The sequence below is a fragment of the Saccharopolyspora karakumensis genome (assembly GCF_004349225.1).
Classification (GTDB): Bacteria; Actinomycetota; Actinomycetes; order Mycobacteriales; family Pseudonocardiaceae; genus Saccharopolyspora; species Saccharopolyspora endophytica.
This window is the reverse complement of sequence record NZ_SMLA01000008.1, coordinates 97240-119764: the sequence shown is the minus strand read 5'-3', so window position 1 is coordinate 119764 and position 22525 is coordinate 97240. Positions and strand designations below refer to the sequence as shown.

At 68.0% G+C, this 22525-nt stretch carries 18 protein-coding genes and 2 pseudogenes; 9 read left to right on the top strand and 11 right to left on the bottom strand.

What is annotated here, in order from left to right; translation table 11 throughout:
• Positions 1-152: 152 nt before the first annotated feature.
• From E1202_RS32955 to E1202_RS08280, 4 genes and pseudogenes are all read right to left on the bottom strand, one after another.
• Positions 153-578, bottom strand: a pseudogene (locus E1202_RS32955) (aldehyde dehydrogenase family protein); the annotation flags it as partial.
• A gap of 15 nt (positions 579-593) precedes the next feature.
• Positions 594-2474: an alkyl/aryl-sulfatase gene (locus E1202_RS08290; protein WP_132681978.1), complete on the bottom strand. Its 1881-nt coding sequence runs from the start codon at positions 2472-2474 to the stop codon at positions 594-596.
• Between the two features lie 2 nt (positions 2475-2476).
• The gene (locus tag E1202_RS08285) at positions 2477-3994 is read right to left on the bottom strand and encodes a long-chain-fatty-acid--CoA ligase (protein ID WP_132681977.1); all 1518 of its coding nucleotides are present in this window, start codon (positions 3992-3994) and stop codon (positions 2477-2479) included.
• 28 nt (positions 3995-4022) lie between these two features.
• Positions 4023-5360 carry an MFS transporter gene (locus tag E1202_RS08280; protein WP_165943783.1) on the bottom strand — a complete coding sequence of 446 codons (1338 nt, stop codon included), beginning with the start codon at positions 5358-5360 and terminating at the stop codon, positions 4023-4025.
• 296 nt (positions 5361-5656) lie between these two features.
• Between E1202_RS08280 and E1202_RS08275 the strand changes: the two genes are divergently transcribed.
• Complete coding sequence (locus E1202_RS08275) at positions 5657-6871, top strand: PucR family transcriptional regulator (RefSeq protein WP_132681975.1); 1215 nt, start codon at positions 5657-5659, stop codon at positions 6869-6871.
• A gap of 111 nt (positions 6872-6982) precedes the next feature.
• On the opposite strand, the gene E1202_RS08270 is transcribed toward E1202_RS08275, so the two are convergent.
• The gene (locus tag E1202_RS08270) at positions 6983-8356 is read right to left on the bottom strand and encodes a PucR family transcriptional regulator (protein ID WP_132681974.1); all 1374 of its coding nucleotides are present in this window, start codon (positions 8354-8356) and stop codon (positions 6983-6985) included.
• Positions 8357-8383: 27 nt separating this feature from the next.
• Between E1202_RS08270 and E1202_RS08265 the strand changes: the two genes are divergently transcribed.
• From E1202_RS08265 to E1202_RS08235, 7 genes are all read left to right on the top strand, one after another.
• Positions 8384-10012, top strand: coding sequence for a GMC family oxidoreductase (locus E1202_RS08265; RefSeq protein ID WP_132681973.1), 1629 nt, complete (start codon positions 8384-8386; stop codon positions 10010-10012).
• Positions 10009-11505, top strand: coding sequence for an aldehyde dehydrogenase family protein (locus E1202_RS08260; RefSeq protein ID WP_132681972.1), 1497 nt, complete (start codon positions 10009-10011; stop codon positions 11503-11505). The genes E1202_RS08265 and E1202_RS08260 overlap by 4 nt, the downstream gene beginning before the upstream one ends.
• A gap of 93 nt (positions 11506-11598) precedes the next feature.
• Entirely contained in the window at positions 11599-12876 is a 1278-nt protein-coding gene (locus E1202_RS08255) for a PucR family transcriptional regulator (RefSeq protein ID WP_132681971.1), read from the top strand.
• A gap of 413 nt (positions 12877-13289) precedes the next feature.
• On the top strand, positions 13290-14036 hold the full coding sequence (locus E1202_RS08250) for a hypothetical protein (protein ID WP_235877862.1): 747 nt from the start codon (positions 13290-13292) through the stop codon (positions 14034-14036).
• On the top strand, positions 14036-15799 hold the full coding sequence (locus tag E1202_RS08245; protein WP_132681969.1) for a GMC family oxidoreductase N-terminal domain-containing protein: 1764 nt from the start codon (positions 14036-14038) through the stop codon (positions 15797-15799). Before E1202_RS08250 ends, E1202_RS08245 begins: the two co-directional genes overlap by 1 nt.
• Before the next feature lie 61 nt (positions 15800-15860).
• Positions 15861-18200, top strand: a complete 2340-nt coding sequence (locus E1202_RS08240; protein WP_132681968.1) for a molybdopterin cofactor-binding domain-containing protein — start codon at positions 15861-15863, stop codon at positions 18198-18200.
• A gap of 12 nt (positions 18201-18212) precedes the next feature.
• Positions 18213-18689: a (2Fe-2S)-binding protein gene (locus E1202_RS08235; protein ID WP_132681967.1), complete on the top strand. Its 477-nt coding sequence runs from the start codon at positions 18213-18215 to the stop codon at positions 18687-18689.
• Here E1202_RS08235 and E1202_RS08230 read toward each other — a convergent pair.
• Positions 18664-19032, bottom strand: a complete 369-nt coding sequence (locus tag E1202_RS08230) for a GntR family transcriptional regulator (RefSeq protein WP_132681966.1) — start codon at positions 19030-19032, stop codon at positions 18664-18666. The genes E1202_RS08235 and E1202_RS08230 overlap by 26 nt on opposite strands.
• Before the next feature lie 107 nt (positions 19033-19139).
• Here E1202_RS08230 and E1202_RS32950 point away from each other — a divergent pair, with 107 nt between their 5' ends.
• Positions 19140-19373, top strand: coding sequence for an L-asparaginase family protein (locus tag E1202_RS32950; RefSeq protein ID WP_132682021.1), 234 nt, complete (start codon positions 19140-19142; stop codon positions 19371-19373).
• A gap of 12 nt (positions 19374-19385) precedes the next feature.
• On the opposite strand, the pseudogene E1202_RS32945 reads toward E1202_RS32950, so the two are convergent.
• The 5 genes and pseudogenes from E1202_RS32945 to E1202_RS08200 all read right to left on the bottom strand — a co-directional run.
• Positions 19386-19721 (bottom strand): annotated as a pseudogene (locus E1202_RS32945) (SAM-dependent methyltransferase); the annotation flags it as partial.
• A 78-nt stretch (positions 19722-19799) separates the two neighbouring features.
• Positions 19800-20027 carry a hypothetical protein gene (locus tag E1202_RS08215; RefSeq protein ID WP_132681965.1) on the bottom strand — a complete coding sequence of 76 codons (228 nt, stop codon included), beginning with the start codon at positions 20025-20027 and terminating at the stop codon, positions 19800-19802.
• 194 nt (positions 20028-20221) lie between these two features.
• Positions 20222-20584, bottom strand: coding sequence for a hypothetical protein (locus E1202_RS08210; RefSeq protein WP_132681964.1), 363 nt, complete (start codon positions 20582-20584; stop codon positions 20222-20224).
• A gap of 112 nt (positions 20585-20696) precedes the next feature.
• Positions 20697-21347, bottom strand: coding sequence for a response regulator transcription factor (locus E1202_RS08205; RefSeq protein ID WP_132681963.1), 651 nt, complete (start codon positions 21345-21347; stop codon positions 20697-20699).
• Entirely contained in the window at positions 21344-22522 is a 1179-nt protein-coding gene (locus E1202_RS08200) for a sensor histidine kinase (protein WP_132681962.1), read from the bottom strand. Before E1202_RS08200 ends, E1202_RS08205 begins: the two co-directional genes overlap by 4 nt.
• Between the last annotated feature and the right edge of the window lie 3 nt (positions 22523-22525).

The window sequence follows — 22525 nt, the reverse complement described above, 5'->3', positions numbered from 1 at the left end:
CAAGGGCAGCGCAGAGATCACCGGCAACGCAGGCGGCATCGCCGAGCTCTTCGCCTACCTCAGCGATCCCGACCCGAACTTCCGCACGGGGCGGGTCGCGGTCAACGGCGGTGCCTTCAACCCCACCGCCCCGTTCGGCGGGGCCGGAGCGGTTACGGCCGCGAGCTCGGCCGGTTCGGAATCGAGGAGTTCACCAATCCGACCTCGCTGCAGCTGTGATGGTGCTCTGAACCGCGCCCGGCGCGGTCACTGCGCCTGCCGTTGGCTAGACCGATGTGGATCAGGTCGTCAACTGCATGGGGTTTGGTCGGGTGGTCAACGCGTGGTCGTTGACCACCCGACCGATCTTGAGGTGTCGAGTGCCTCGTGCGCGGACCGTGCGAATCAAGGTGTGACGATGGTGGACCGAAGACCTCCTCCTGCTCGATCGTGGTCCCGGCCTCAGCGACGAGCACGGTTGGTCGCACGAAGAAGCCCCGAGGCAGACCGTCGGGCTGGGGCACGCCACCGGTCACCAGCTTGGCCCCCTCCTGCAGGGCGCCCTGGATGTAAGCACGCACCCGTTCCTGCTGCACTTTGCTGACGGTAGGTGTTCAGGGCGTGACGATGGGAAAATCCGGCCGGAACCGGTCGCACAGGCCGAAAAGCACGTGCACGGCCTCGCTGTCACCGCTGATGTCCATGTCGTCCGCGGGATCGCGCGTGCCGAGTGCGAGCGCGGCCAGGACCGTCCGATCCAGCCGCACCGTCGCGTCGTAGCCGTCGGACGGCACGCGGGAACTCCGCACCAGCACACCGTTGGCGACGTGCACGAAGCGCAGCTCATCGGTGTCGGTCACCTCGAACAGCAGACGCAGGTCCTCGTGGGCGGCCTTCGGCCCGTTGAGGCGAATCGCGAGGTAGCTCAGCAGCATGTCGGTGGTCATGGCACCGAGAACGTCCTCGGTGACCGACGTCGTCGGCAGTCTCAGCGCACCTGTGCGCAGCTCGAGGGCACCGGTGAGGTAGAAGTTGCGCCACGGCGCGGATTCAGCTTGATATCCGAGCTGTTCGAGCGCGTCGGCTTGGAGCTCGCGCGCGGCGCGGTTGTCGGGCTCGGCGAACACCACGTGTTTGACCACCTGAGCGACCCAGCGGTAGTCGCCGTCGTCGAACGAGCGCCGCGCCTTCTCCAGCACAGCCTCCGAGCCACCCATGAACTCCAGGTACCGCTCGCCTGCTTCGACGGGCCCGTGCGGGTGGAGGTTCGCCGGGTTGCCGTCGAACCAACCCAGGTACTTCTGGTACACCGCCTTGACGTTGTGGTTGAGCGCCCCGTAGTAACCGCGATTCGCCCAGAACGTGGCCAGGTTCTCCGGCAGCTCGACCTTTTCGGCGATCTCGACCATGGTGTGGCCGTGCGCGGCCAGGCGCAGCGTCTCGTCGTGGACGTAGCGGTACAGGTCCCGCTGCCGTTCGAGGAATTCCTCGATGTTCTCCCTGCCCCACACAGGCCAGTGGTGGCCGATGAACATCACGTCGCTCTCGTCGCCGAACAGCTCGAGCGCCTCGTGGATGTAGTCGCTCCACGCGGCAGCGTCGCGAATCTCGGCGCCCCGCAACGTGTACAGGTTGTGCATGGTGTGCGAAACGTTCTCGGCCATGCACAGGGCGCGCAGGTCGGGCAGGTGGAAGTTCATCTCCGCGGGTGCCTCGGCACCTGGGGTGTACTGGAACGCGAAGCGCAGCCCGTCGAGCACGAGCTCCGTGCCGGACTCGCTGACCAGGTCGGTCGGTGCGAGCAGCGTCGTCGTCCCGTTCGACAGGCTGACTCCGAGCCCGGTGGAGACCTGGCCGAGCGGACCGGGCGGGATCCCGACGCCGTACATGTACTGGGCACGACGGGACATCGCGATGCCCGCGTAGACGTTCTCGCTGATCGCGTGCTCGAGGAAGCCGGTCGGTGCGACGACGCGCACCGCGCCGGAGGCGACCTCGTCGGCGGACACGATTCCCTTGATCCCTCCGAAGTGATCGGAGTGGCTGTGGGTCACCACCACCGCAGTGATCGGTTTGTCGCCGAGGTGCTCGCGCACCAGGCCCATCGCCGCGGCGGCCGCTTCCGCGCTCAGCAGCGGATCGACCACGACGTACCCGGTCTCGCCCTCGATGACCGTCATGTTGGAGAGGTCGAAGCCGCGAACCTGGTAGATCCCGTCGATCACGCGGAAGAGCCCGTGGTTGAGGTTGAGGCGCGCCATGCGCCACAGGCTCGGGTTGACCGTGCCGGTTGCTTCGCCGTCCAGGAAGTCGTAATTCCTCAGGTCCCACACGACCTGCCCGTCGGCACCGGTGATCACCGGCGGGTCCAGAGTCGCGATGAACCCGCGGCGCGCATCGTCCTGGCTCGGGTCATCTGCGAACGGCAGCCGGGAGAGGTCGGCGCGGTTGGCGGCCGCGGTGATCGCCGACGCGGGCTTGGATTCCGCACTCATGGTCAGTTCCTTTCCGCAGCCGCAGCGACCAGTTCGCGCTTGAGGATCTTTCCGGTGGCGGACAGGGGAAGGGCCTGTCGCAGCTCGACCAGGCGCGGGTACTTGTAGGCCGCCATGTTCGCCTGGCACCACTCGACGAGCTCCGCCTCGCTCGTCGAGGCTCCTGCCTCGGGCACGACGAAGGCCTTGATCTCCTCGCCGTGGGTGGGGTGCGGCACCCCGACCACCGCGACCAGGCTGATCGCGGGGTGGGTCATCAGGACTTCCTCGAGTTCCCTCGGGTAGACGTTGTAACCGCCCCGGATGATCATTTCCTTGGCGCGGTCGACCACCGAGAAGTAGCCGTCGGCATCGCGGTAGCCGATGTCGCCGGTGCGGAACCACCCGTTGCGCAGCACCTCCGCGGTGGCTTCGGGGCGTCGGTAGTAGCCCTTCATCACGTTGTGCCCGCGGATCACGATCTCGCCGCGTTCACCGTCGGGCACGGCGTTCCACTCGTCGTCGACGACTTTGACCTGCACACCCCAGACGGGCAGGCCGACGGTGCCCGGTTTGGCCGGCCGGTCGACCCGGTTGAAGGTCGCGACCGGGCTGGTCTCGGACAACCCGTAGCCTTCCAGGACCTGCACGCCGAACCGCTCGGCGAACCGGCACAACACCTCGACCGGCAGCGCGGAACCACCCGAGGTGGCCACCCGCAACGACCGGGCGATGGCGCCGAAGTCGAGCGCGCCCGTGGAGTCCTCGTGACCGAGCAGCGCCCAGTACATGGTCGGGACCCCGGAGAAGACGGTCACCCGCTCGCGCTGCATCAGTTCGAAGGCCTCACCGGCGTCGAACCTCGCCTGCAGCACGACGGTGGCGCGCGTGAGCATTCCGGTGTGGAGCTGGCAGGTCAGGCCGAACACGTGGAACAGCGGCAGCGCGATGAGGTGCACGTCGTGCTCGTGCGGGCCGAACATGCCTGCCGTCACCTGCGCGTTGTGAACGAGGTTCGAGTGCGTGAGCTCGGCGCCCTTCGGTCGTCCGGTCGTGCCACTGGTGTAGAGGATCACCGCGGTGTCCTCCGGCGCGGTCTCGACGCAGTCGAAGGTCTCCGGCTGGTCCGCAAGCAGCTCGGCGAGGTCCTCGACGACGAACAGGTGCTCGCACCCGTCCACGTCGGAGAAGGCCGCAGACACCTCGTCCGCGCCTGCGCGTCCGCTGGCGAACAACACCTTGGCGTCCGAGTCCCGCAGGTGGTAGGCGATCTCCGATCGCTTCAACAGCACGTTGAGCGGAACGACCGCACACCCGGCCTTCAACGCTCCGAAGTGGACGATCGGGAACTCGACGGTGTTCGGGCACCGCAGCGCGACGTGATCACCACGTCGAACTCCCCGGGAAATCAGCAGATTGGCGACCTGGTTCGCCGCGGCATCGAGCTCGGCGTAGGTCATTCGCTTCTCGCCGCTGACGATCGCTACGCGATCGGGCTTTTCACGGACGCTGTCCTCCAACAGGGCAGCAAGATTCAACATCAGTTTCTCCTCGAAAGCGTCAGATGGATCAGCGAAGCCGGTTGACGTCGCGAGCGTGGAGCCGAGCAGCATCGCGTTCCGGCCTGATCAGCGCCACGGCGGCCACTCCGCCGATGACGACGATCGCGGCGGTCAGGGTGAAGGTCGTTTCGTAGCCGTCCGCCGGAGCCGCGCCCGCGGCACCGACGAGCCGACCGGCGACGAGCGGCCCGATCATGCCTGCCAACGAGTACACGGCGACGAAAGCGCCGAGCACCGCTCCCCGGCGCCGCGCGGGGGACACCTGCCCGCACGCGGTCGTGGCGACCGTGAAGATGACGCCGGAGATGCCCAGACCCAGCGCCATCAGAGCCAGCTTCAGAGGGCCGGCAGGCACCTGGACGAAGGCCCACGTGCACACTCCCGAGACGATCATGACCGCCCCGCCGAGGCCGCCGCGCGCCCACCGCCCGGACACCCCGCGCCACATGAGCCTCTGGCTGACCGCACCCTGCACGACCACGGCGAGCGCACCCACGACCCAGGGCAAGGTCGTCAGCAGACCGGTTTCCGATTCGCTGTACCCTGCACCGGTGGTGAGGTACGGGGGCAACCAGGCGATCAACAGCGACAGCGACCAGTACGCTGCGAACACCGCCACCGCGCTGCCGATCCAGGTGCCCGTCGCCAGCACCCGCAGAGTCGACACGGTCGTCTCGGGCGCGGGCGACGTCTCGTCCGCACGCGGCTGAGCGGTCTCGGCACCGATCGGACCGTCCTTGCCCAGCGCGGCCCACAGGATCGCCCACAGCACGCCGACCGCGATGAGGGCGACGAACATCGATCGCCAGCCGAAGTGGATCATGAGCCAGGTGAGCGTGGGCGCCGTGATGATCACACCCAGCGACGGGCCGAGACTGAGCAGCGCGGCGGGCACGTTGCGTTCGGCGTCGGGGAACCACTTCTGCATGGCGTGGTTGGCCACGCCGAACGCCGGCCCCTCGGCAGCACCCAGCACGATCCGGGACACGAGAATGACGACGAATCCCGCGGTACCGAGCACCGGCAGCAAGGTCAGCGACCAGATCACCGCCAAGGCCAGCAGCACGGGCTTGGTCGCGATCCGGTCCACCAGGAAGCCCACAGCGAGGGCCGAAAGGCTGAACAGCAGGAAGAAGCCACTCGCGATCACCCCGTACTGCTCGGCAGAGATCCCGAACTCCCGCTGCAAAGCACCGGCAGCAAGCCCCAGCACGGCCTTGTCGCCGAAGTTGATGACCATGAAGACGACGAGCAGAACGGTCACCGTCCACGCTCGACGCCGGGAACCTGATCTGCTCGATCCGGCCGGTTCGGCCACCTGCTCCGTCGATTCGTTGCGGAACATCTGAAACTCCTGACTCGGACGCCGTCGAGCGGCGAGCATGAGAATTCGGGTCAGAGATAGCAGGCCGTGCCGTCGTACCGGCCTCGTCCGGTGATCGGATCGGCGATCACCCGGGGACCGCGCATCGCGGAACCATCGACCGGCATGGGTCGGGGTCCTGTGCCCTACGCCACAACCTGTGCTTGACACCACCGTAAGGCGGCGCGATGGTCCTCTCAATGAAGAATGTGCACAGTCGATGAGAGGTTGGTTGTGCGCGAGCACAACGCCACGCGATCGCCGATCGAGGACCGCCGATGACCGACGCCGACGCCATCCCACCGTCCGCCCATCGAATCCTCGACCGGGTCCAGAACCGGATCGCCACCATCGCCCGCGCCGCGACGGTCGACCCCGCACTGCAGAACCTCCCCACCGCCATCCGGAAGAGCGAGGTGCCGGAGACCGCGCGGCGCTACATCGCGCTCACCATCCGCGCCCTGCACGACGGCCAGCCTCTGCAGGACACCGACCTGCGGGGGGCTCAGGAACGCGGTTCCCAGCGAGCCGAGGACGGAGTGCCCCTGTCACTGGTGTTGCACAACTGGTTCCAGGGCGCCCACGTGTTCCTCGAGGCGTGCGCCGATGCCTCGGACCCGGAAGACGCGGAAGGCTTCAAGCACATCGCCCTGGCGTACTTCCGCCTGCACGAGAAGATGATCCGCACGGTGACGGACGCCTACCAGGACGAGAAGGCGGCGATCGCCAGCGAGGAGCGCGGAGCCAATCACGTGCTCGCCCGGCTGCTGGTGAACGGTCAGGACGGCAGCGGCGAGGCCGAGCGATTCGGCATCCGGCTCGCGGCATCCTATGCGGTGCTGGCTGTTTCGTTCGGTACGGCCACCGATGAACGAACCGGCGACACCACCGGACGCGCGGTCGCCGAGCGACGCAAGCTCCGTCGGATCAACCGGGTGCTCGGGCAGCACTCCCGCTTCCCGATCCTGGCGCTGCTCGAAGCGGACGGTGGCCAGATACTCCTTCCGCACGTCGGCGCGGACGCCTACAGCGACGCGAGCGACCTCGTCACCAAGGTCACCGCAGAGGCGCATGTCCAGCTCACGGGTGCGCTCGTCGACCACGCCCCATGCCCATCCCTGCCTCACTCCAGCGAGCTCGCCCAGGAAATGCTGAAGCTCGTTACCGCAGAAGAACGTCCGCCCGGGATCTACCGGATCTCGGACATCTCGCTGGACTACCACCTCACCCGGCACACGGCCGCCACCGAACACCTGCTGGCGCTGCTCACGCCGCTCGAGCCATTCCCCGAGCTGATCGAAACGCTCGAGCGCTACTACGCGCACGATCTCGACCGGGGTCCGACCGCACGTGCACTGCACGTTCACCCCAACACCGTGAACAATCGGCTCAACCGGATCGCGGAGCTCCTGGGAATGGACCCCAGCAAGGTCGACGGTGTCATGAAGCTCGGCGCGGCTCTCAAGGTGCGAAAAGCCACGTACGACTCGTGACGCCGGTCGGGACGCGGCTGCGCTCCAGCTGCGCGGGCGAGCGCGGTGACGCGATCCTGTTCAACAGCCGCGGGTGTACGTCGACCACCACCTCGGGGATGAGGATCGGCGTCACTGCCTGGGGACCGCCGGTTCACCGTCGGCCAGTGCGCCGACGCCGAAGACGTGGTGGCAGTGCAGCGCGAGTTCTAGGTGGGCACGGCGGCGGTCAATCGGGTGGCCGCGCAACTGCTCGGCCTGCCGAACGCGGTAGCGGACGGTGTTTCGGTGTACCCCGAGCGCCTTGCCGGTGCGATGGGCATCGGCCGCGTGGGTGAGGAACTCGTGCAGGGTTTCGCGCAGTCGGGTGGTGGCGTCGTCGGTGGCCGCGAGCGGCCCGAGTTCGCGTTCGACCATGGCTCGCATCGCGGCTTTGCCACCGACACCGGCCGCCAAGCAAGCCAGTTCGACCTCGGCATAGCGGGTGATGACCTGGTCCTGCGCAGCCGTGATCGCGACGGATTGGGCAGCCAGCGCCTCCCGATGGCTGCTGCGGAAACCGCCCACGCCCGCCGCGCTGATGCCAACAGCCGCCCGAACGCCTGGCCACAACGTTGCGGTGGCACGAGTTGCAGCGTCCGGAACCCCAGCGGTCACCGCCCAGCACCACAGACCGCGGGCGCCACTTGCCATGGTCAGCGGCCGCGGCGCGCCGAGCGCCTGGGCCAGCTCGGTAGCCGACCCTTCGAGCGCGCGCACGACATCCACTTCAGGAACCGTGTCGTCGGCCCACAGCACCATCGCGGTGTGGTGCCGGCGCAGCGACAAGCCGAGCTCCTGCGAAGCGATGTCCAGGTCGAGCAGGTCACCGCGCAGAACGGCGTGCACGGTTTCGGCGCGGCGTGCGAGCGCACCCCGCTGCCACTGCTCGCGCTCCTCGGTGTAGGTGCCGACCAGGGACTCGACGGTCGCGTCCAGCCACCGGCTGACCCGCTCCCAGAACTGCACCAGCACGGCTGCGCGCAGGTCGGCATCGGCGACTTCCTCGTCGAGCGTGCGGGTGATGTGAGTCCACACGGCACGCTGGGCGACGCGGTAGGTCTTGAGCAAGGCCGCCAGATCGATTCCCCGGCGGGCGACGGTGCGCGCGAGGTCGTAGGCCTCGGGTGGGGTGTGCACCTCGAACCGCTCGCGGTTGATCACGCTGAGGAACGACCGCCAGTGAGCACGGGTGCTGGCGTGCAGGTCCCGGCGGAGTTCTTCATCAGCGGCGTACTCGGGGACCTCCGCCAGCACCTCGTTGTCGACGATCGTGACCAGGTGCTCCAGCTCTTCCGGCAGCTGGACGCGCTTGCTGAAGCTCTCGATCCAGTCGGCGACAGTCGATTCCGCATCGTTGCGCATGCCCTCACCTCGCTTTTTGTACCGCTGCACAATGCACTCGTTCAAGGTTGGCGCGCAAGCCAAGAATGTGACCGGAGCCATATCTGATGCTGGGGCCAACATCTGCTGAACAGCACGTGGAGGCCAGTCGTGAGCGATCGGGAATCGGTCGACTACATCGTCGTAGGGGCGGGCAGTGCGGGAGCCGTGGTGGCGAACCGGCTTTCCGAAGATCCATCGGTGTCGGTGCTGCTGCTGGAGGCGGGGCCTACCGATGACGCGGACGAGATCAAGATCCCCGCGGCTTTCCCCGGCCTTTTCAAGACCAAGTGGGACTGGCACTACCAGACCACCCCGCAACCCGGCCTGGGGGGAAAGCGCGCGTTCTGGCCGCGCATGAAGGCGCTCGGCGGCTGCTCGTCGATGAACGCCATGATCTACATCCGGGGCAACCGCGCGGACTACGACGGTTGGCGACGTGACTTCGGCGCGACCGGCTGGGGCTACGAGGACGTGCTGCCGTACTTCATCAAGGCCGAGACCAACACCCGGGGAGCCAGTGAGTTCCACGGAGCCGATGGCCCCCTGCACGTGGAAGACCGCCGGTTCACCCATGAGCTGACCGACGCGTGGATCGCCGCCGCCGTCGACTCCGGGCTGTCCGCCAACGACGACGTCAACGGCCCCTCGCAATATGGCGTCGGCCGCTACCAGGTGACCTGCAAACGAGGTCGCCGCTGGTCCACCGCTGACGCCTACCTGCGGCCGGCAATGGCGCGCCCGAACCTCGAGATTCGCACTGGCGCGCAGGTCACCCGGCTGGTACTGACCGGAAACCGCGCGGCGGGGGTCACCTACCTCAAAGGCGGGCAGGAGCACACCACTTTCGCAGCCGGCGAGGTGATCCTCTCCGGTGGCGCGATCAACAGCCCGCAGTTGCTGATGCTGTCCGGCATCGGCCCCGCCGACCACCTGCGAGAGATCGGCGTCGACGTGGCGGTCGACCTCCCCGGGGTGGGGCAGAACCTGCACGACCACCCGGTGTGCCCGATCGTGTGGCGGACCAAGGGCACCACCGACATCGCCGCGGACCACAACAACCCGACGCGCCTCATGCAGTGGCAGGCACTCGGTCGCGGTCCGCTCGTGTCCAACATCGGCGAGGGCGGCGGGTTCGTCGCAACCCGCGACGGGCTGGAAGGCCCGGACATGCAGTTCCACGTCGTGGGCACCGGTTTCTACGACAACGGTCTCAACGAAGCGGTCGAGCGGATGTTCACCACGGGCGCGACGCTGGTCGACGTGCGCAGCCGCGGGCGGCTGCGGATCCGCTCGACGGACCCGCGCTGGAAACCCGAGATCGACCCGGCCTACTTCGCGGACCCGACCGACCTGACGGCGATGATCGCCGGGTTGCGGCAAGCGCACGAGATCGCCACGCACTCCCCGCTGTCGAAGTTCATCGACGGCAAGCACCCGCCGATCACCGACCACGACGACGAGGCGCTGCAGCGGTTCGTCCAGGAATGGACCCAGACGCTCTACCACCCGGTCGGCACCTGCGCCATGGGCACCGGCCCAAATGCCGTTGTCGATCCGGAGCTGCGCGTGCACGGCATCGAGAACCTGCGCGTGGCCGACGCGTCGATCATGCCGCGCATCACGCGTGGCAACACCAACGCACCCACCATCATGGTCGGCGAGAAGGCGTCCGACCTCATCACCGGCCACGGGCCGAAGTTCGCCGCGGCGGCCAAGACGAAGGAGAACGCCCGATGACGACCAGCACTCGCGACGAGCGAGCGACCGCCGACACCTTCGAGGTCCGCAGCCCGAGCACAGGCGACCTGGTCGGCTCATTCCCGACGCACACGGCCGACGATGTCGCAGCCACCGTGGCGCGTGCGCGCGTCGCCGCCGACTGGTGGGCAGGTCTGACCTTCGGCGAACGAGCCAAGCGGCTGGACCGCTTCCGCGGCATCATCGCCCGGCGTCTGGCACAACTGGCCGGGATCATGCACGAGGAAACGGGCAAACCGCACTCCGACGCCGCTCTCGAGGCCTCGCTCGCGCTCGACCACTGCGCCTGGGCGGCGAAGCACGCCGACCAGGTGCTCGGCAGGAGGAGGGCCGGCGTTGGCCTGCTGACGCTCAACCAGGCGGCGAGCGTGGAGTACCGGCCGCTGGGCGTGGTCGGCGTGATAGGCCCGTGGAACTACCCGGTCTTCACGCCACTCGGCTCGATCGTCTACGCGCTGGCGGCGGGCAACGCCGTGGTGTTCAAGCCCAGCGAGTTCACACCGGGAACAGGTTCCTGGCTGGTCGAGGCCTTCGCCCAGGTCGTTCCCGAGCACCCGGTCTTCCAGCTGATCACCGGTGACGGTTCCACCGGTGCTGCCCTGTGCGCTTCGGGTGTGGACAAGGTCGCCTTCACAGGCTCGACGGCGACGGCGAAGAAGGTGATGGCCGGCTGCTCCGAGACCTTGACACCGATCGTCGCCGAGTGCGGCGGCAAGGACGCGCTGCTCGTCGACACCGATGCCGATCTCGACAGCGCGGCCGACGCGGCCGCGTGGGCGGGAATGGCCAACGCAGGTCAGTCCTGCATCGGTACGGAACGCGTCTACGTGCATGCCGACGTCTACGACGCGTTCGTGGAGAAGCTGGTCAAGATCGCGCGCGAGCAGCGAGCGGGCACCGACCCGGATGCCAAGATCGGCCCGATTACGTTGCCCTCGCAGGTCGAAACCATCCGCAGGCACATCAACGACGCCCTCCGCCGAGGAGGCCGGGCCGCCCTCGGAGGACCCGACGCCGTGGACGGAAACGTGGTGCAGCCCTGCATTCTGACCAACGTCCCGGAAGACTCGCCGGCCGTCACCGAGGAGACGTTCGGCCCCACGCTGACCGTCACCAAGGTCCGCGACATGGACGACGCCGTCGCTCGCGCCAACGCCACCACGTACGGCCTCGGTGCCGCGGTGTTCTCGAAGAAGCGCGGAGCCGAGATCGCGGACCGGTTGCGGTGCGGCATGGTCGCCGTCAACGCAGTGTTCAACTTCCCGCAGATCCCGTCTCTGCCCTTCGGCGGAGTCGGCGACTCCGGCTTCGGCCGCATCCACGGCCCGGACGGCCTGCGCGAGTTCAGCTACGCCCGATCCGTCGCGCGACAGAGGTTCACCCCCCCGCTCGCGCTGACGACGTTCGCCCGCACCGCGAAGACCGACTCGCTGGTCGCCAAGATCATGACCCTGCTGCACGGAAGGCATTGACAGCGTGACCTGACGGCTCATGGCCGTGGCAGACCTCTTCAACCGATCGAAACCCACCTCGAGGACGGCCTCCGCAACAACGCCGTTCCCGAGGTGACCGCTGACCAGGATCCGGCGACACCTCGCATCACAACGGTGCGGGGCCTGGAGGAGGCAGATCCGGTGAATCCGACAACGCCGTCGGGATCGGGGTCGGGAGCCACCCCGTCAAGCGCGGCTCGTGAACTGGCGACCCGACTGATGAACCGATTACCGGAACTGGCCGTGCGGTTGCGAGATGCGTTGATCGCGAAGGACGAGATCTACGCGACCACCGACCTGATCACACCGGACGAGCTGCTGCGCTCGTGCGAGCACAACCTGCTCCGCGCGGTGCAGTCGCTCGCCGGTACCGCACCGGACGATGTGGACATGCTCGACGCGGCCCGCCGCACCGCGCGCGGGCGGGCCGACACGGGACTCCCCCTCGAGTCGCTCCTGCACGCGTATCGGCTGGGCACCGAAGTGCTCTGGGCCGCGCTCCTCGAAGAGGCGCGCGAGCACGCGCCACCGCTGCTGTGGGACCTGCTGGACAGCGCGGCCCAGGTGATGCAGGTGATCGACTGGATGTCGCTTGAGGCCGCGTCGGTGTACCGCGCACGCGTGGAACAGGCGCAACGGCGAGACAGCGAACGGCGACAGGCGGTTCTGGACGGCCTGCTCGAGGGATACGGCGGCGACCCTCGGGTGGCCGAGGAAGCGAACCGAGTGCTCGGGGTGTCACCGGCGGCACGTCTGTTGATGGTGGTGATCAAGCATGTCGGTGTTTCGGCCTCCCCGCCGCAGTCTCCGGCGGACGCGCTCGCCGCGCACGGGTTCACCTCGGAATGGCGGTTGCGCGCCGACCGCGAGATCGGGTTGGTGGTGCTTGGGAGCGAATCCGTGGCTCGGATGACCACGCGCTTGCGTGCCGTGGTGGATGGACAAGCCGGGATGTCGTCACCTTTCACCGGACTGGAGCAGGTCCCGTCGGGTTGCCGACTCGCGGAGCTCGCGCTGGACACGATTCCAGGCGATGAGCCGATGGTCGTCGCGTTCGAGGATCGGTTGCCGGAGGCGCTCCTGGCATCGAACCGCACGATCGCTGACCGCATCCACCAACGCGCGCTGGGGCGGCTACTCGAACTCGATGTGGACAAGCGCGACATGCTGCTGGACACGCTGCGGTGCTGGTTCCGGCACGACCGTTCGGCCAGGGACGTCGCCGGCGAACTGCACTGCCATCGCAACACGGTGCTGCAACGGCTGGCCCGGATCGAGGACCGCACCGGCCGCTCGTTGTCGAACGACCGCGACGTGCTCCTGCTACGTCTCGCGTTGATGACCGAGTAGCTGCTCGTGCACCACCACGAATTCGCTTCCGCCGACCACGCGGAGGTCACCTTGGCGAACCTGCGCCTCACTTGCCGTGCGGGTTGGGGTTCGGTCGCTGATCGCAGGAGACTTCCCGGACCTATGGCTCACCCGGTTCCGTCAAGCGGAAGCCGGAGGTGTGCAGCTGCACACCTCCGGATCACGGAAATGTGTACGCCACGACGATGCGCGGACAAGGCCGAATGGACGAACCTTTTACGGTCCATGATGCCGCGCCTGCAGGAGGCTCGATGCCCCAACGACCTGTGGATCGACGCGTTTTCCTCGCCCGGATCGGACTCCTGGGAGCACTTGCCGGGACCGGTTACTTGGCCCCGAGCGTGCTACGCCCCGGCAGCGCTCGGGCGGCCTCCGGCGCGGCACCTGACCTGGTGACCACCGCACTGGCGGAGCTCGCCCGCGACACGTTGAACGCCCTCGCCGTGTTCGTCGTACCGGGCCCTGACGCCTACTCGGCGGCACAGGGCACGCCGCGGAGCGAGCCAGGAGCGTTGGAGGCCAAGACCCCGGATTTCTTGATCGAGTCGCTGGACCACTACGTCCCGGTCCCGGACGGAATCGGAAAACCGATCGGCTCCGCACTGGCCAACGGCCTCGCCGACGTCGCCGTACCGCTGCCCGGAGACCTTCCCGAGTTGCCGACTGACGCGCTCGTCGACTTGGACGACGCCGTGCGGACCTCGCTGCGCAACGACGAGACCCTCCCGCTGTCGCTGCTCGTCGCCCTGCTGCTCAATAGCCTGGCCACGCAAGTCAATCCGGCAGCGGTCAGCGGGGCGTTCCTGTCGCCGTTCGCGCGCTTGTCGTTCGAGGAGAAGGCTCGGGTCTTCCAGCAGCTGGAAGACCCGACCGCGGCCCTGATAGCTGCCATCGACGGCGAACTCCCAGAGCCGGTCAAGGGGAGCGTGTCAGGTCTGCTCCGGTTCTTGGCCGGTGCCCTGCTGGAGTTCTCCGCATTCGGTACCTACTCCGAGTGGTCGACCTTCGACCCGGAGACCCGCTACGTCCGCACCAAGCCAGTCGGCTGGCAGTTGTCCGGATACGACCCGGGTGTTCTCGACGGTTGGGACGAGTTCCGGGGTTATTACCAGGGACGCACGAAAGTGAGTGAACGCTGATGCGCGATGTCATCATCATCGGTGCCGGTGGCGGCGGTGCCGTCGTCGCCAAGGAACTCGCCACGCACGGCCTCGACGTGCTCGTGCTGGAGGGCGGCCCCCGGCATGCGCGTCCTCGCCAGGAGTGGAGCCGACTGGAGAACGACGCGAACAACCCGCTCAGCGGCTACTTCCGAGTGGGACCGGAGGATCGGAGCAAACCCGCGCACTACCGCGAGCTGCCGCAGAACTCATTCCTGTGGCAGGTGTCCGGCGTCGGCGGTACGACCCAGCACTACTTCGGCAACAACCCACGCGCCTACCCAGGTGCCTTCGCCGGCTACGACGGCCCGGACAAGGCGATGTACGACATCGCGCACCACTTCCCGTTCTCCTACGACGAGTTGGTGCCCTACTACGAGTGGGTCGAGGCGACCCTGCCGGTGCACACCGCGCCGATGGGCACCAAGGAGGAGATCTACTTCCGCGGCTGCGAAACGCTGGGCATTCCAGTGCAGACGACCAAAACCACGCTCGGCCCGTCCTACAGGCCGCAGGAGAACGCCATCTTGCCGCCGGGCGGCCACGCCGGCCGGACCACCGACCCCGCCCAACTCGCCTACCCGGCCTCGACCGGTTGCACGTTCTGCGGCCACTGCTTCCAGGGCTGTGCCACACCCGTCGACGCCCCGCGCAACCTGCTCGCCAAGCGATCGACTGACAACAGCTACATCCCGATGGCGCTCACCGCCGACACCTGGTCCCCTGGCGGAAAGGCGATCACCTTGATCACCGACGCGATGGTGACCAAGGTCCGCGCCGAGCGCGGTGAGGTGAAGGGCGTTACCTGGCGGGAGAACAGCACCGGTGAGCTGCGATCCGAGGATGCTTCCGTCGTGGTGATGTGCGGCGGTGCGGTCGAGACACCGCGCCTGTGGTTCAACTCCGAACTGCCCAATCCCAACGATTGGGTCGGTCGCCGCTTCACCGACCACTACCTGGACTGGACGTTCGGGCTGTTCGACCACGACACCGGCTCCTCACGTGGTCCGGCGTCGGCGGCCCGCACCGAGTACCCCGGTTACGGGATGCTCATGAACACCGGACTGATGCCCGGCATCGAAGCGTTCGCGCTGACGTTCTCCGACAGCGGCATCCGCGGCCACTACACCAACGGGCGCGGTATCGCCGGACCGTGGGATGGACCTGCCGGGCGGCTCATCGGCCCCGAGCTCAAGGACGTCATGCTCGGAGGCATCGACCGCATGCTCAACGTGCTCAGCATCGTCGACGACGACGTCACGCCGGACAACCGCGTCACGCTCTCGGCGATGCCCTCCGATGAGAACGGATCGGTGCCCAAGGTGACCTTCCACAATCGCGGTCGCACCCAGCGCAGCGTCCGCAACCGCGAGTTCCTGGCGCGCAAGGCGACCGAACTGCTGCGCGGCGCCGGCGCCAAGGAGGTCTTTCGGATGGACTTTCCCGCGCTCCCCTTGCACGTTCACTCCACGATGCGCATGGGCCAGTCCGAAGCCAACTCCGTCGTCGATCACGGCGGCGAGGCGCGGGCGGTTCGGCGGCTGTTCGTCGCGGACAACTCGGCCCTGGCCAACTCGGTAGGGGGACCGAACCCGACCATCACGACGCAAGCGGTGGCCACCCGAACCGCCGAGCACGTCTTCCAGCGCTATTTCGGCGGGGACCCGTGGGTCCGCAGCCAAGCACCCGTGGTCTCCACCGACACCCGAATCAGCCGCCGGCTGGCCGAGCTCGGCCTCTAGCAGACCTGGCCCTGTCCGAAGGCACACACCCGACGACACTGAAGACCTGAGAGGACCGCAGATGACGGCCGAAGACGATGGAACGGGACGACGCGGAGTCGGACGGCGACGCTTGCTCGGCTACCTGGTCGCCGCCCCGACCCTCGCCGTGGCCGTGCGGCTCGGTGTCGACTCAGCCGCACCGGGCGTTGCCGGCGCGGCCGGAGCCGTTCCGGTCCCGAGCCCTGATCTCCCGGCAGACATCGTCGACCTCGAGGACACCCAGAACTACGCGGCCAAACCGACGTCGCACCTCATCTGGCTGGATGTTCGCGAGGACGGCACCGTGCACTTCGCGCTGCCGCGCATGGAGGTAGGCCAGGGAATCGTCACCTCGACCGCGATGATCATCGCCGAGGAGATGGGCGTACCGGTTCACAAAGTCGTGGTCACCTTGGCGAAAGCTCGACCGGAGCTCGCGTTGAACCAACTCACCGGCGGCTCCAACACCACCATGTCGACCTACTACCCGATCCGGACCGCGGCCGCCATCGCCCGGGGCGCCCTCCTGGAAGCGGCCGCGCTGATGCTGGGCGGCATCAAACCCAACCTCCTCGAGATGGACAACGGCGAGGTGGTCGCGCCCGACGGTGCCAGGATCCCGTTCGGCGACCTCACCGGTGCGGCTGCCGTTGACGAGACCACCGCGAAGGAAGTCGAGCTCAAGGACGCCTCGCAGTTCAACGTGATCGGCACGCCGCACGGACGGACCGACGCCCGTGACGCGGTCACCGGTGCGAAGCAGTTCGGCATGGATCTCGATGTGCCCGGCGCGCTGCCGTGCATGGTCTGCAAGGCGCCCACCATCAACGGCAGCGTCCGATCCGTGCGCAATGCGGCGGAAGTGCGATCGATGCCGGGGGTCACCCACGTGGAGACCATCAGCACCGGCGTCGCTGTGCGCGCACGCACCTTCGGCCAGTGCATCGACGCGATCGTGGCGCTCGACATCGACTGGGCACCTGGTCTTGTGGGACACGACTCCGACGAGGACGTGCTGGCTGAGCTCAGAAAGGCCGAGCTTCCGCTGGCAGTGCCGGAACTACCCGCGCCGGCGAAGACCATCGACACGAGCTTCACGTTCGCCTTCGCCAGCAACGCGCCGCTCGACCCCGACTGCGCCGTGGCCGATGTTCGGGGCGACTCAGCGGAAATCTGGAGTGGCCTGAAGGCGCCCATCGTGGCCCAACAGGAAATCGCCCAGGCCCTCGGGCTGCGGATGGACAGGGTCACGGTGAACGTGGTTCAAGCCGGGGGCTCCTTCGGACGACGACTGTTCCACGACGGCGCGATGGATGCCGCCCTGGCTTCGAAGGCGATGGGTGCACCGGTACGCCTGATGTGGCACCGCGCCGACGCCTGCAGGCAGGGTCGCGTGCACCCGATGGCGACCTCTCGGGTCCGGGCGACCGTCCTCGGCGACCAGGTGCTCACCTACGAACAACGGCACACGAGCGCGCGCACCGACTTCGGGCACGGATACGGCGACATCATCACCGCCGCGGCGTCCAAGCTCCCGGTGGCCGACTACACCATCTCCCAGTGGATCTACGTGCTCACCACGGGCTCCCACTACGAGTTCGGTCCCACGACCTCGTTGCTCGACGAGCTCACCGATCGACGGTTCAACACCGGGGCGATGCGCAACATCTACTCACCCAATGTCGCGGTCGCACGCGAAGTCACGGTGGATGAGATCGCACGGACACTAGGACAGGACCCGTACCGGTTCCGCCGCACGTTCGTCCGCAAGGACCGTCTCCGCGCCGTGCTCGACAAGGTCGCCGAAGTTGGCGATTGGGGTCGCTCGATGCCGCCGCACCACGGCCAGGGCCTCGGCCTGCACAGCGAGTACCACGGCCACTCGGCTTGCCTCGTGGAGCTCGACGCCAGCCCCGAGACCGTCAACCGAAAGGTGCCGAAGGCCGTCACCGGCCCGCGGGTCACCAAGGTGGTCTTCGCCGTCGACGTCGGGCAGGTGATCAATCCGAAGGGGCTCGAAGCTCAGATCATGGGCGGCATCATGGACGCGCTCGCCTTGGTGCTGACCTCGAGCGTCCACCTGAAGGACGGCAACTTCCTCGAAGCGAGCTGGGACAACTACGCCTACACCCGTCAGTGGAACACACCGTTCGACGTGCAGATCCACATCATGGAGGGAACCGACGAGGAACCAGGGGGCGCCGGTGAGTTCGGGGTCGCCGCGGCGTGCGCGGCAGTCGCCAACGCGTATTGGCGAGCGACCGGCGCCATGCCGACCGAGTTCCCGATCAACCACGGGAGTCCGCTTCACTTCGAGCCCTATCCCTACGTCCCGTCCGTTCCGCAGTCCCCCACCAACGGCCTCGACCACGTCCAGTAAGGCGATCACTCCATGACGAAACACACCTTCAAGGTCAACGGAAAGACCGTGTCGGTCGAGGTCGAAGACGATGTGCGCCTGCTGTGGGTACTGCGCGACATCCTCGGCATCCGCGGCCCCAAGTACGGCTGCGGCATCAACGTGTGCAAGGCGTGCACCAGCCACATCAACGGCAAGGCCTTCAATCCCTGCTCGGTCCCGGTGCAGGAGCTGAGCGAAGACGACGAGGTCACCACCATCGAGGGCCTGGCCAGGACCGCGGACGAAGAACTCCATCCGATGCAGGAGTCCTGGATCGAGCTCGACGTGGCGCAGTGCGGCTATTGCCAGCCCGGCCAGATCATGGCTGCCGTCGATCTGGTCCGGCGAGTCAAGGACGAAGGCCGCGTGATCAGCGAGCAGGACCTCGACACCCTGCGCAACATCTGCCGCTGCGGTACCTATCCGCGCATCCGCGAGGCCATCAAGAAAGCCGCCGATCGGATGTAAGCAGCTCCATCCTTGTACGACTGCGGCAGACCGGAGTTCGCTCGAGCCATGGACCAGCGGCATACGTCGCGGCCCACGCTTCGAGGTTGGCCCGGAGCCGGTAGGTGTCTTCGAGATCGCGCTGGTTCCAGCGGGACACCTCAACCCCGCGACGTCCGCGCGGTTCGATCAAGCCGTCGGCGCGGAGGCGCTGGATCGCATGGCTCACCGGGGTACGCGAGACGCCGAACTCGCCTGCGATCTGCACCTCGCGCAGCGCGGTGCCGGGCGGGAGTTGCCAAGTCATGATCTGTCGGCGGAGCTCGTCGTAGACGCGCGTCGCGGCGGGGTTGGCCTCGCTCAACCAGTCCTCCTCACGATCATCCTCGGTGCTGGCGAACCGAGGGTTGCCGTGGTGATCACCGGCGCCATGGCTCGCCGCATCACTCCGGACCCGACGGTCCGGCGAACGTGCGCGCCGCGCTGGTCGCGGCGGGCCGACCCCTCGCTCGCGCCGTACGGGCCGGTCGTGGTCTTCCAGGACGAGGTGCACGTCGCCAGGCTCGTGACAAGATGCACAGCGCCCGCGTCGCCGCGTTCGCCTCCCCCGCAGCGGGCCCCGTCGGCTTCGTCGCGGAGGACCAGATCGAGCTGCTCCTGGGTCCCATGGCCGACGGACAGGTACAGCACCGCGACCGGTTGTGAGGAGTCGATCAGATTTCGGGTCGCTGGGTGGTCGACGACGGCTTCTGGGGTGCGCATGTCGGCGGTGATGACAGTGGTGGCATCGTTGTCGGCCAGCAACGCCCGGCCGTGTGCGAGCACGATGGGGTCGATGTCGACGTAGACCACGCGCGCCGACGGGTCGAAGGCCTGCGCGACTTCGTGCACGTTGTTGTCGGTCGGCAGTCCGCATCCCATGTCGAGGAACTGGGAGATCCCGGCTTCCTGCACGAGGTAGCGCACCGCCCGGTAGAGGAAGCGGCGGTTCTGCCGCGCGATATCGACGCATTCAGGGCCGTGGCCAGGGCATCCCTGACCACGGCGGCCCATTCGCTCGACCGGATCGCCTGACCGGACTGCCGGTTCCCCCGCCGCGCGCGGCGGGGGAACCGGCGTCGAGCCGGATGGTCAGCCGCGCACGAGCTTGTTCGGGCCGTCCGGGTCGTCGGAGTTCACCGACTCGCACATGAGGGGGCCCTTGTCACCCTCGGACATGAGCTGGTCCAGCCGGTCCGAGCAGGCCTGGAAAGTGGGGAACTCGCCCACCACTTCCTCCGCGAGCGCGGTGCCCGCACCCGCGGCGGACATGCCGGCGGCGCACAGCGCCAGGGTCGTGACGATTTTGCGGATGCGCATGAAAACTTCCTCCGAATTGGATTGATTTGTATTGCCGACAACTTCTGGTCGATCGAGGCCGACAGCGATTCGCGCGGCCGGGGAGTTCCTCAGCAGCGCATCGCCGCGCACCTGGAACACGTCGATGCCTCCGCGGCGCCAGGGACGTCGCGTGGATCGGCCCATGAGCGTCACCGCAGGCCTGGGACCTGCCCTCAGGCAGGCCCGTCGATGGTCAGCGCGCAAGTAACCGGCTGACCGGGCTTCCCGGTCTCGGTCACCCGCTCGTCGCCTTCGACCAGCACTGTGCAGGTGAGCGCCGAACCGGGGGAACCCGGCGTGACGACGAACTTCGCCGCACCGCCCATCGGAGCCCACTTATCGTGGTGCGGAACGCTGATCGGTTCCGGGTCCTGGTTCTGCGAGTCCGAAGTGGACTTCTGCACGGTGCCGGTCTCCCCGGCAGGACCCGAGACCTCCAGCGTCACCTCGTAAGCGGTCTGCTCCGGCGGGTGGCTGCACGCGGTGAGGCCGATGAGGGTGAGTGCCGGCACGGCCAACACGAGTGCGCGCTTCATGGGGTTGAGCTCCTTCGGGGCACGGCGTTCGATCTTCCGGGACAAACCGTAATGACCGCCTGCCGGGCCGCGGATCTGCCGAACGGCCAGTTCACGACCGAATCCCGTACGACTATCGGCCGACCCCTTTCGACTGCCACACCCAGGCGGCGATCTCCACGCGGTTCCGGACGTCCAACTTGGACTGGATGCTCGACAGGTGGGTCTTGACCGTGCCGACCGAGAGGAACAACTGCTCGGCGATCTCGGCGTTGGTGGCCCCGGTGGCGACCAGCTGGGCGACCTCCCCCTCCCGCGCGGACAGCGGGTCGGGCCGGTTCGTGCGCGGTTCAGCGGTGGTGGCGTGGCCGCGCAGCAGCTTCACCGTGATCGCCGGGCTGACCAGCGCTTCCCCGGAGGCCGCAGCGCGCACGCCTTCGAGCAGCAGCGCGGCGCTCGCGGTCTTGAGCACGAAACCGCTGGCGCCGCCGCCCAGCGCGCGGTGCACGTACTCGTCGTCCTCGAAGGTGGTCACGACCACGACCTTCGGCGGGTCGACCGCGCCCGGGGCGTTGATCCGCTGCAACGCGTCCAGGCCGTCCAGGCGGGGCATCCGGATGTCCATCAGCACCACGTCCGGCTGGTGCAGCGCGATCATCTCCAGCGCTTCGACGCCATCGGCGGCTTTACCGACCACTTCCATGTCGTCCTCGGCCGATAAGATCATCTCGAAGCCGGTGCGGACCATCGCCTGGTCGTCGGCGATGAGCACTCGGATGCTCACGTGCTACCTCCGTTCGACGGCAGCGGCATGCGGGCTTCGAGGCCCCAGCCACCCGTCGGCAGGGGCCCGTCCTCGAACTCGCCGCCGACCTCGGCGACGCGATCGCGCAGGCCTCGCAGGCCGAAACCGCTGCCGGAGATCTTGCCAACCGTGCCGTCGTCACCGACGCGCACCACCAGCTCGGAGTCCGCGCGCTCCACGTCGATCCGCACCGCCGTCACGTTCCGGCCGTGCTTGCGGACGTTGGTGAGCCCCTCCAGGACGACCCGGTGCGCGGTGGTGCCGACGTCGGCGGGGATCCCGTCGGTCGACTCGGGCAGCCGAAGCCGCGCGTCCGGGCCCGGTCCGCGATCGAAGCGCTCGACCATGGTGGAGATCTCGTCGATGGTGGCCAGCGGCGCGGTGCTCACGCCGTCCTCGGCGCGCAGCAGGCCGACCATGCGGTGCAGCGACTCCATCGCCTCGGTACCGGCTTCGGCGATGCCGTCCAGCGTGTCCAGCGCCTGCTGGGGTGATCGCTTCGCGATCGCCTGCGCGCCGCGCGCCTGCACCACCATGCCCGTGACGTAGTGGCCGACGAAGTCGTGCAGGTCGCGGGCGAAATCGGTGCGCTGGAGCAGCCGTTCGTGCTCGATCTGGCGAAGCCGCGCCCGGCGGGCCAGCCGTGCGGCCAGGCCGATCGTGCAGGACAGCGCCACGCAGCACAGCAGCAGGAACGCGAGCACCAACTCGGTCAACCGGCCGCGCCCGATCGCGGGTTGCGCCACGACCGAGGCGGTCACGATCACCACGGCCGCAACGACCCACCGCTTCCGCGACCGCCACACCACGAGCCCGAGCAGGATCAGCAGCGCCAAGGTCGGTGTGAGCAGCAGGCACGCCAGGTCGGGGCGTTCCTTCCATCCCTCGGCGTCGTAAGCGGGGTAGTACGCGGCCGCCGCGACCACGGCGGCGCCGATGGTGGCCGCGGGCAGCGCGCGCGGGCCGAGCCGCGGCGCGATCAGCAGCACCAGCGCGGCGATCGCGCCGCCGGTGTACATCACCGCCGGGGGCCACCGGACGCCGTCGAAGCCCTCGAAGATCACGTACTCCAGCAGCATCGTCACGGGCGTCGCGAGCACGATGCCGGACAACCAGAGCAGCGACTGCCACGGGGGCTTTCCGGGGAAGACCATGCG

Coding starts and splice junctions, on each gene's coding strand:
- E1202_RS08270 (WP_132681974.1), bottom strand. CDS start 8,356: ATGTTGGCCCCAGCATCAGATATGGCTCCGGTCACATTCTTGGCTTGC.
- E1202_RS08215 (WP_132681965.1), bottom strand. CDS start 20,027: ATGCGCATCCGCAAAATCGTCACGACCCTGGCGCTGTGCGCCGCCGGC.
- E1202_RS08285 (WP_132681977.1), bottom strand. CDS start 3,994: ATGTTGAATCTTGCTGCCCTGTTGGAGGACAGCGTCCGTGAAAAGCCC.
- E1202_RS08235 (WP_132681967.1), top strand. CDS start 18,213: ATGACGAAACACACCTTCAAGGTCAACGGAAAGACCGTGTCGGTCGAG.
- E1202_RS08280 (WP_165943783.1), bottom strand. CDS start 5,360: ATGTTCCGCAACGAATCGACGGAGCAGGTGGCCGAACCGGCCGGATCG.
- E1202_RS08260 (WP_132681972.1), top strand. CDS start 10,009: ATGACGACCAGCACTCGCGACGAGCGAGCGACCGCCGACACCTTCGAG.
- E1202_RS08275 (WP_132681975.1), top strand. CDS start 5,657: ATGACCGACGCCGACGCCATCCCACCGTCCGCCCATCGAATCCTCGAC.
- E1202_RS08240 (WP_132681968.1), top strand. CDS start 15,861: ATGACGGCCGAAGACGATGGAACGGGACGACGCGGAGTCGGACGGCGA.
- E1202_RS08245 (WP_132681969.1), top strand. CDS start 14,036: ATGCGCGATGTCATCATCATCGGTGCCGGTGGCGGCGGTGCCGTCGTC.
- E1202_RS08200 (WP_132681962.1), bottom strand. CDS start 22,522: ATGGTCTTCCCCGGAAAGCCCCCGTGGCAGTCGCTGCTCTGGTTGTCC.
- E1202_RS08290 (WP_132681978.1), bottom strand. CDS start 2,474: ATGAGTGCGGAATCCAAGCCCGCGTCGGCGATCACCGCGGCCGCCAAC.
- E1202_RS08210 (WP_132681964.1), bottom strand. CDS start 20,584: ATGAAGCGCGCACTCGTGTTGGCCGTGCCGGCACTCACCCTCATCGGC.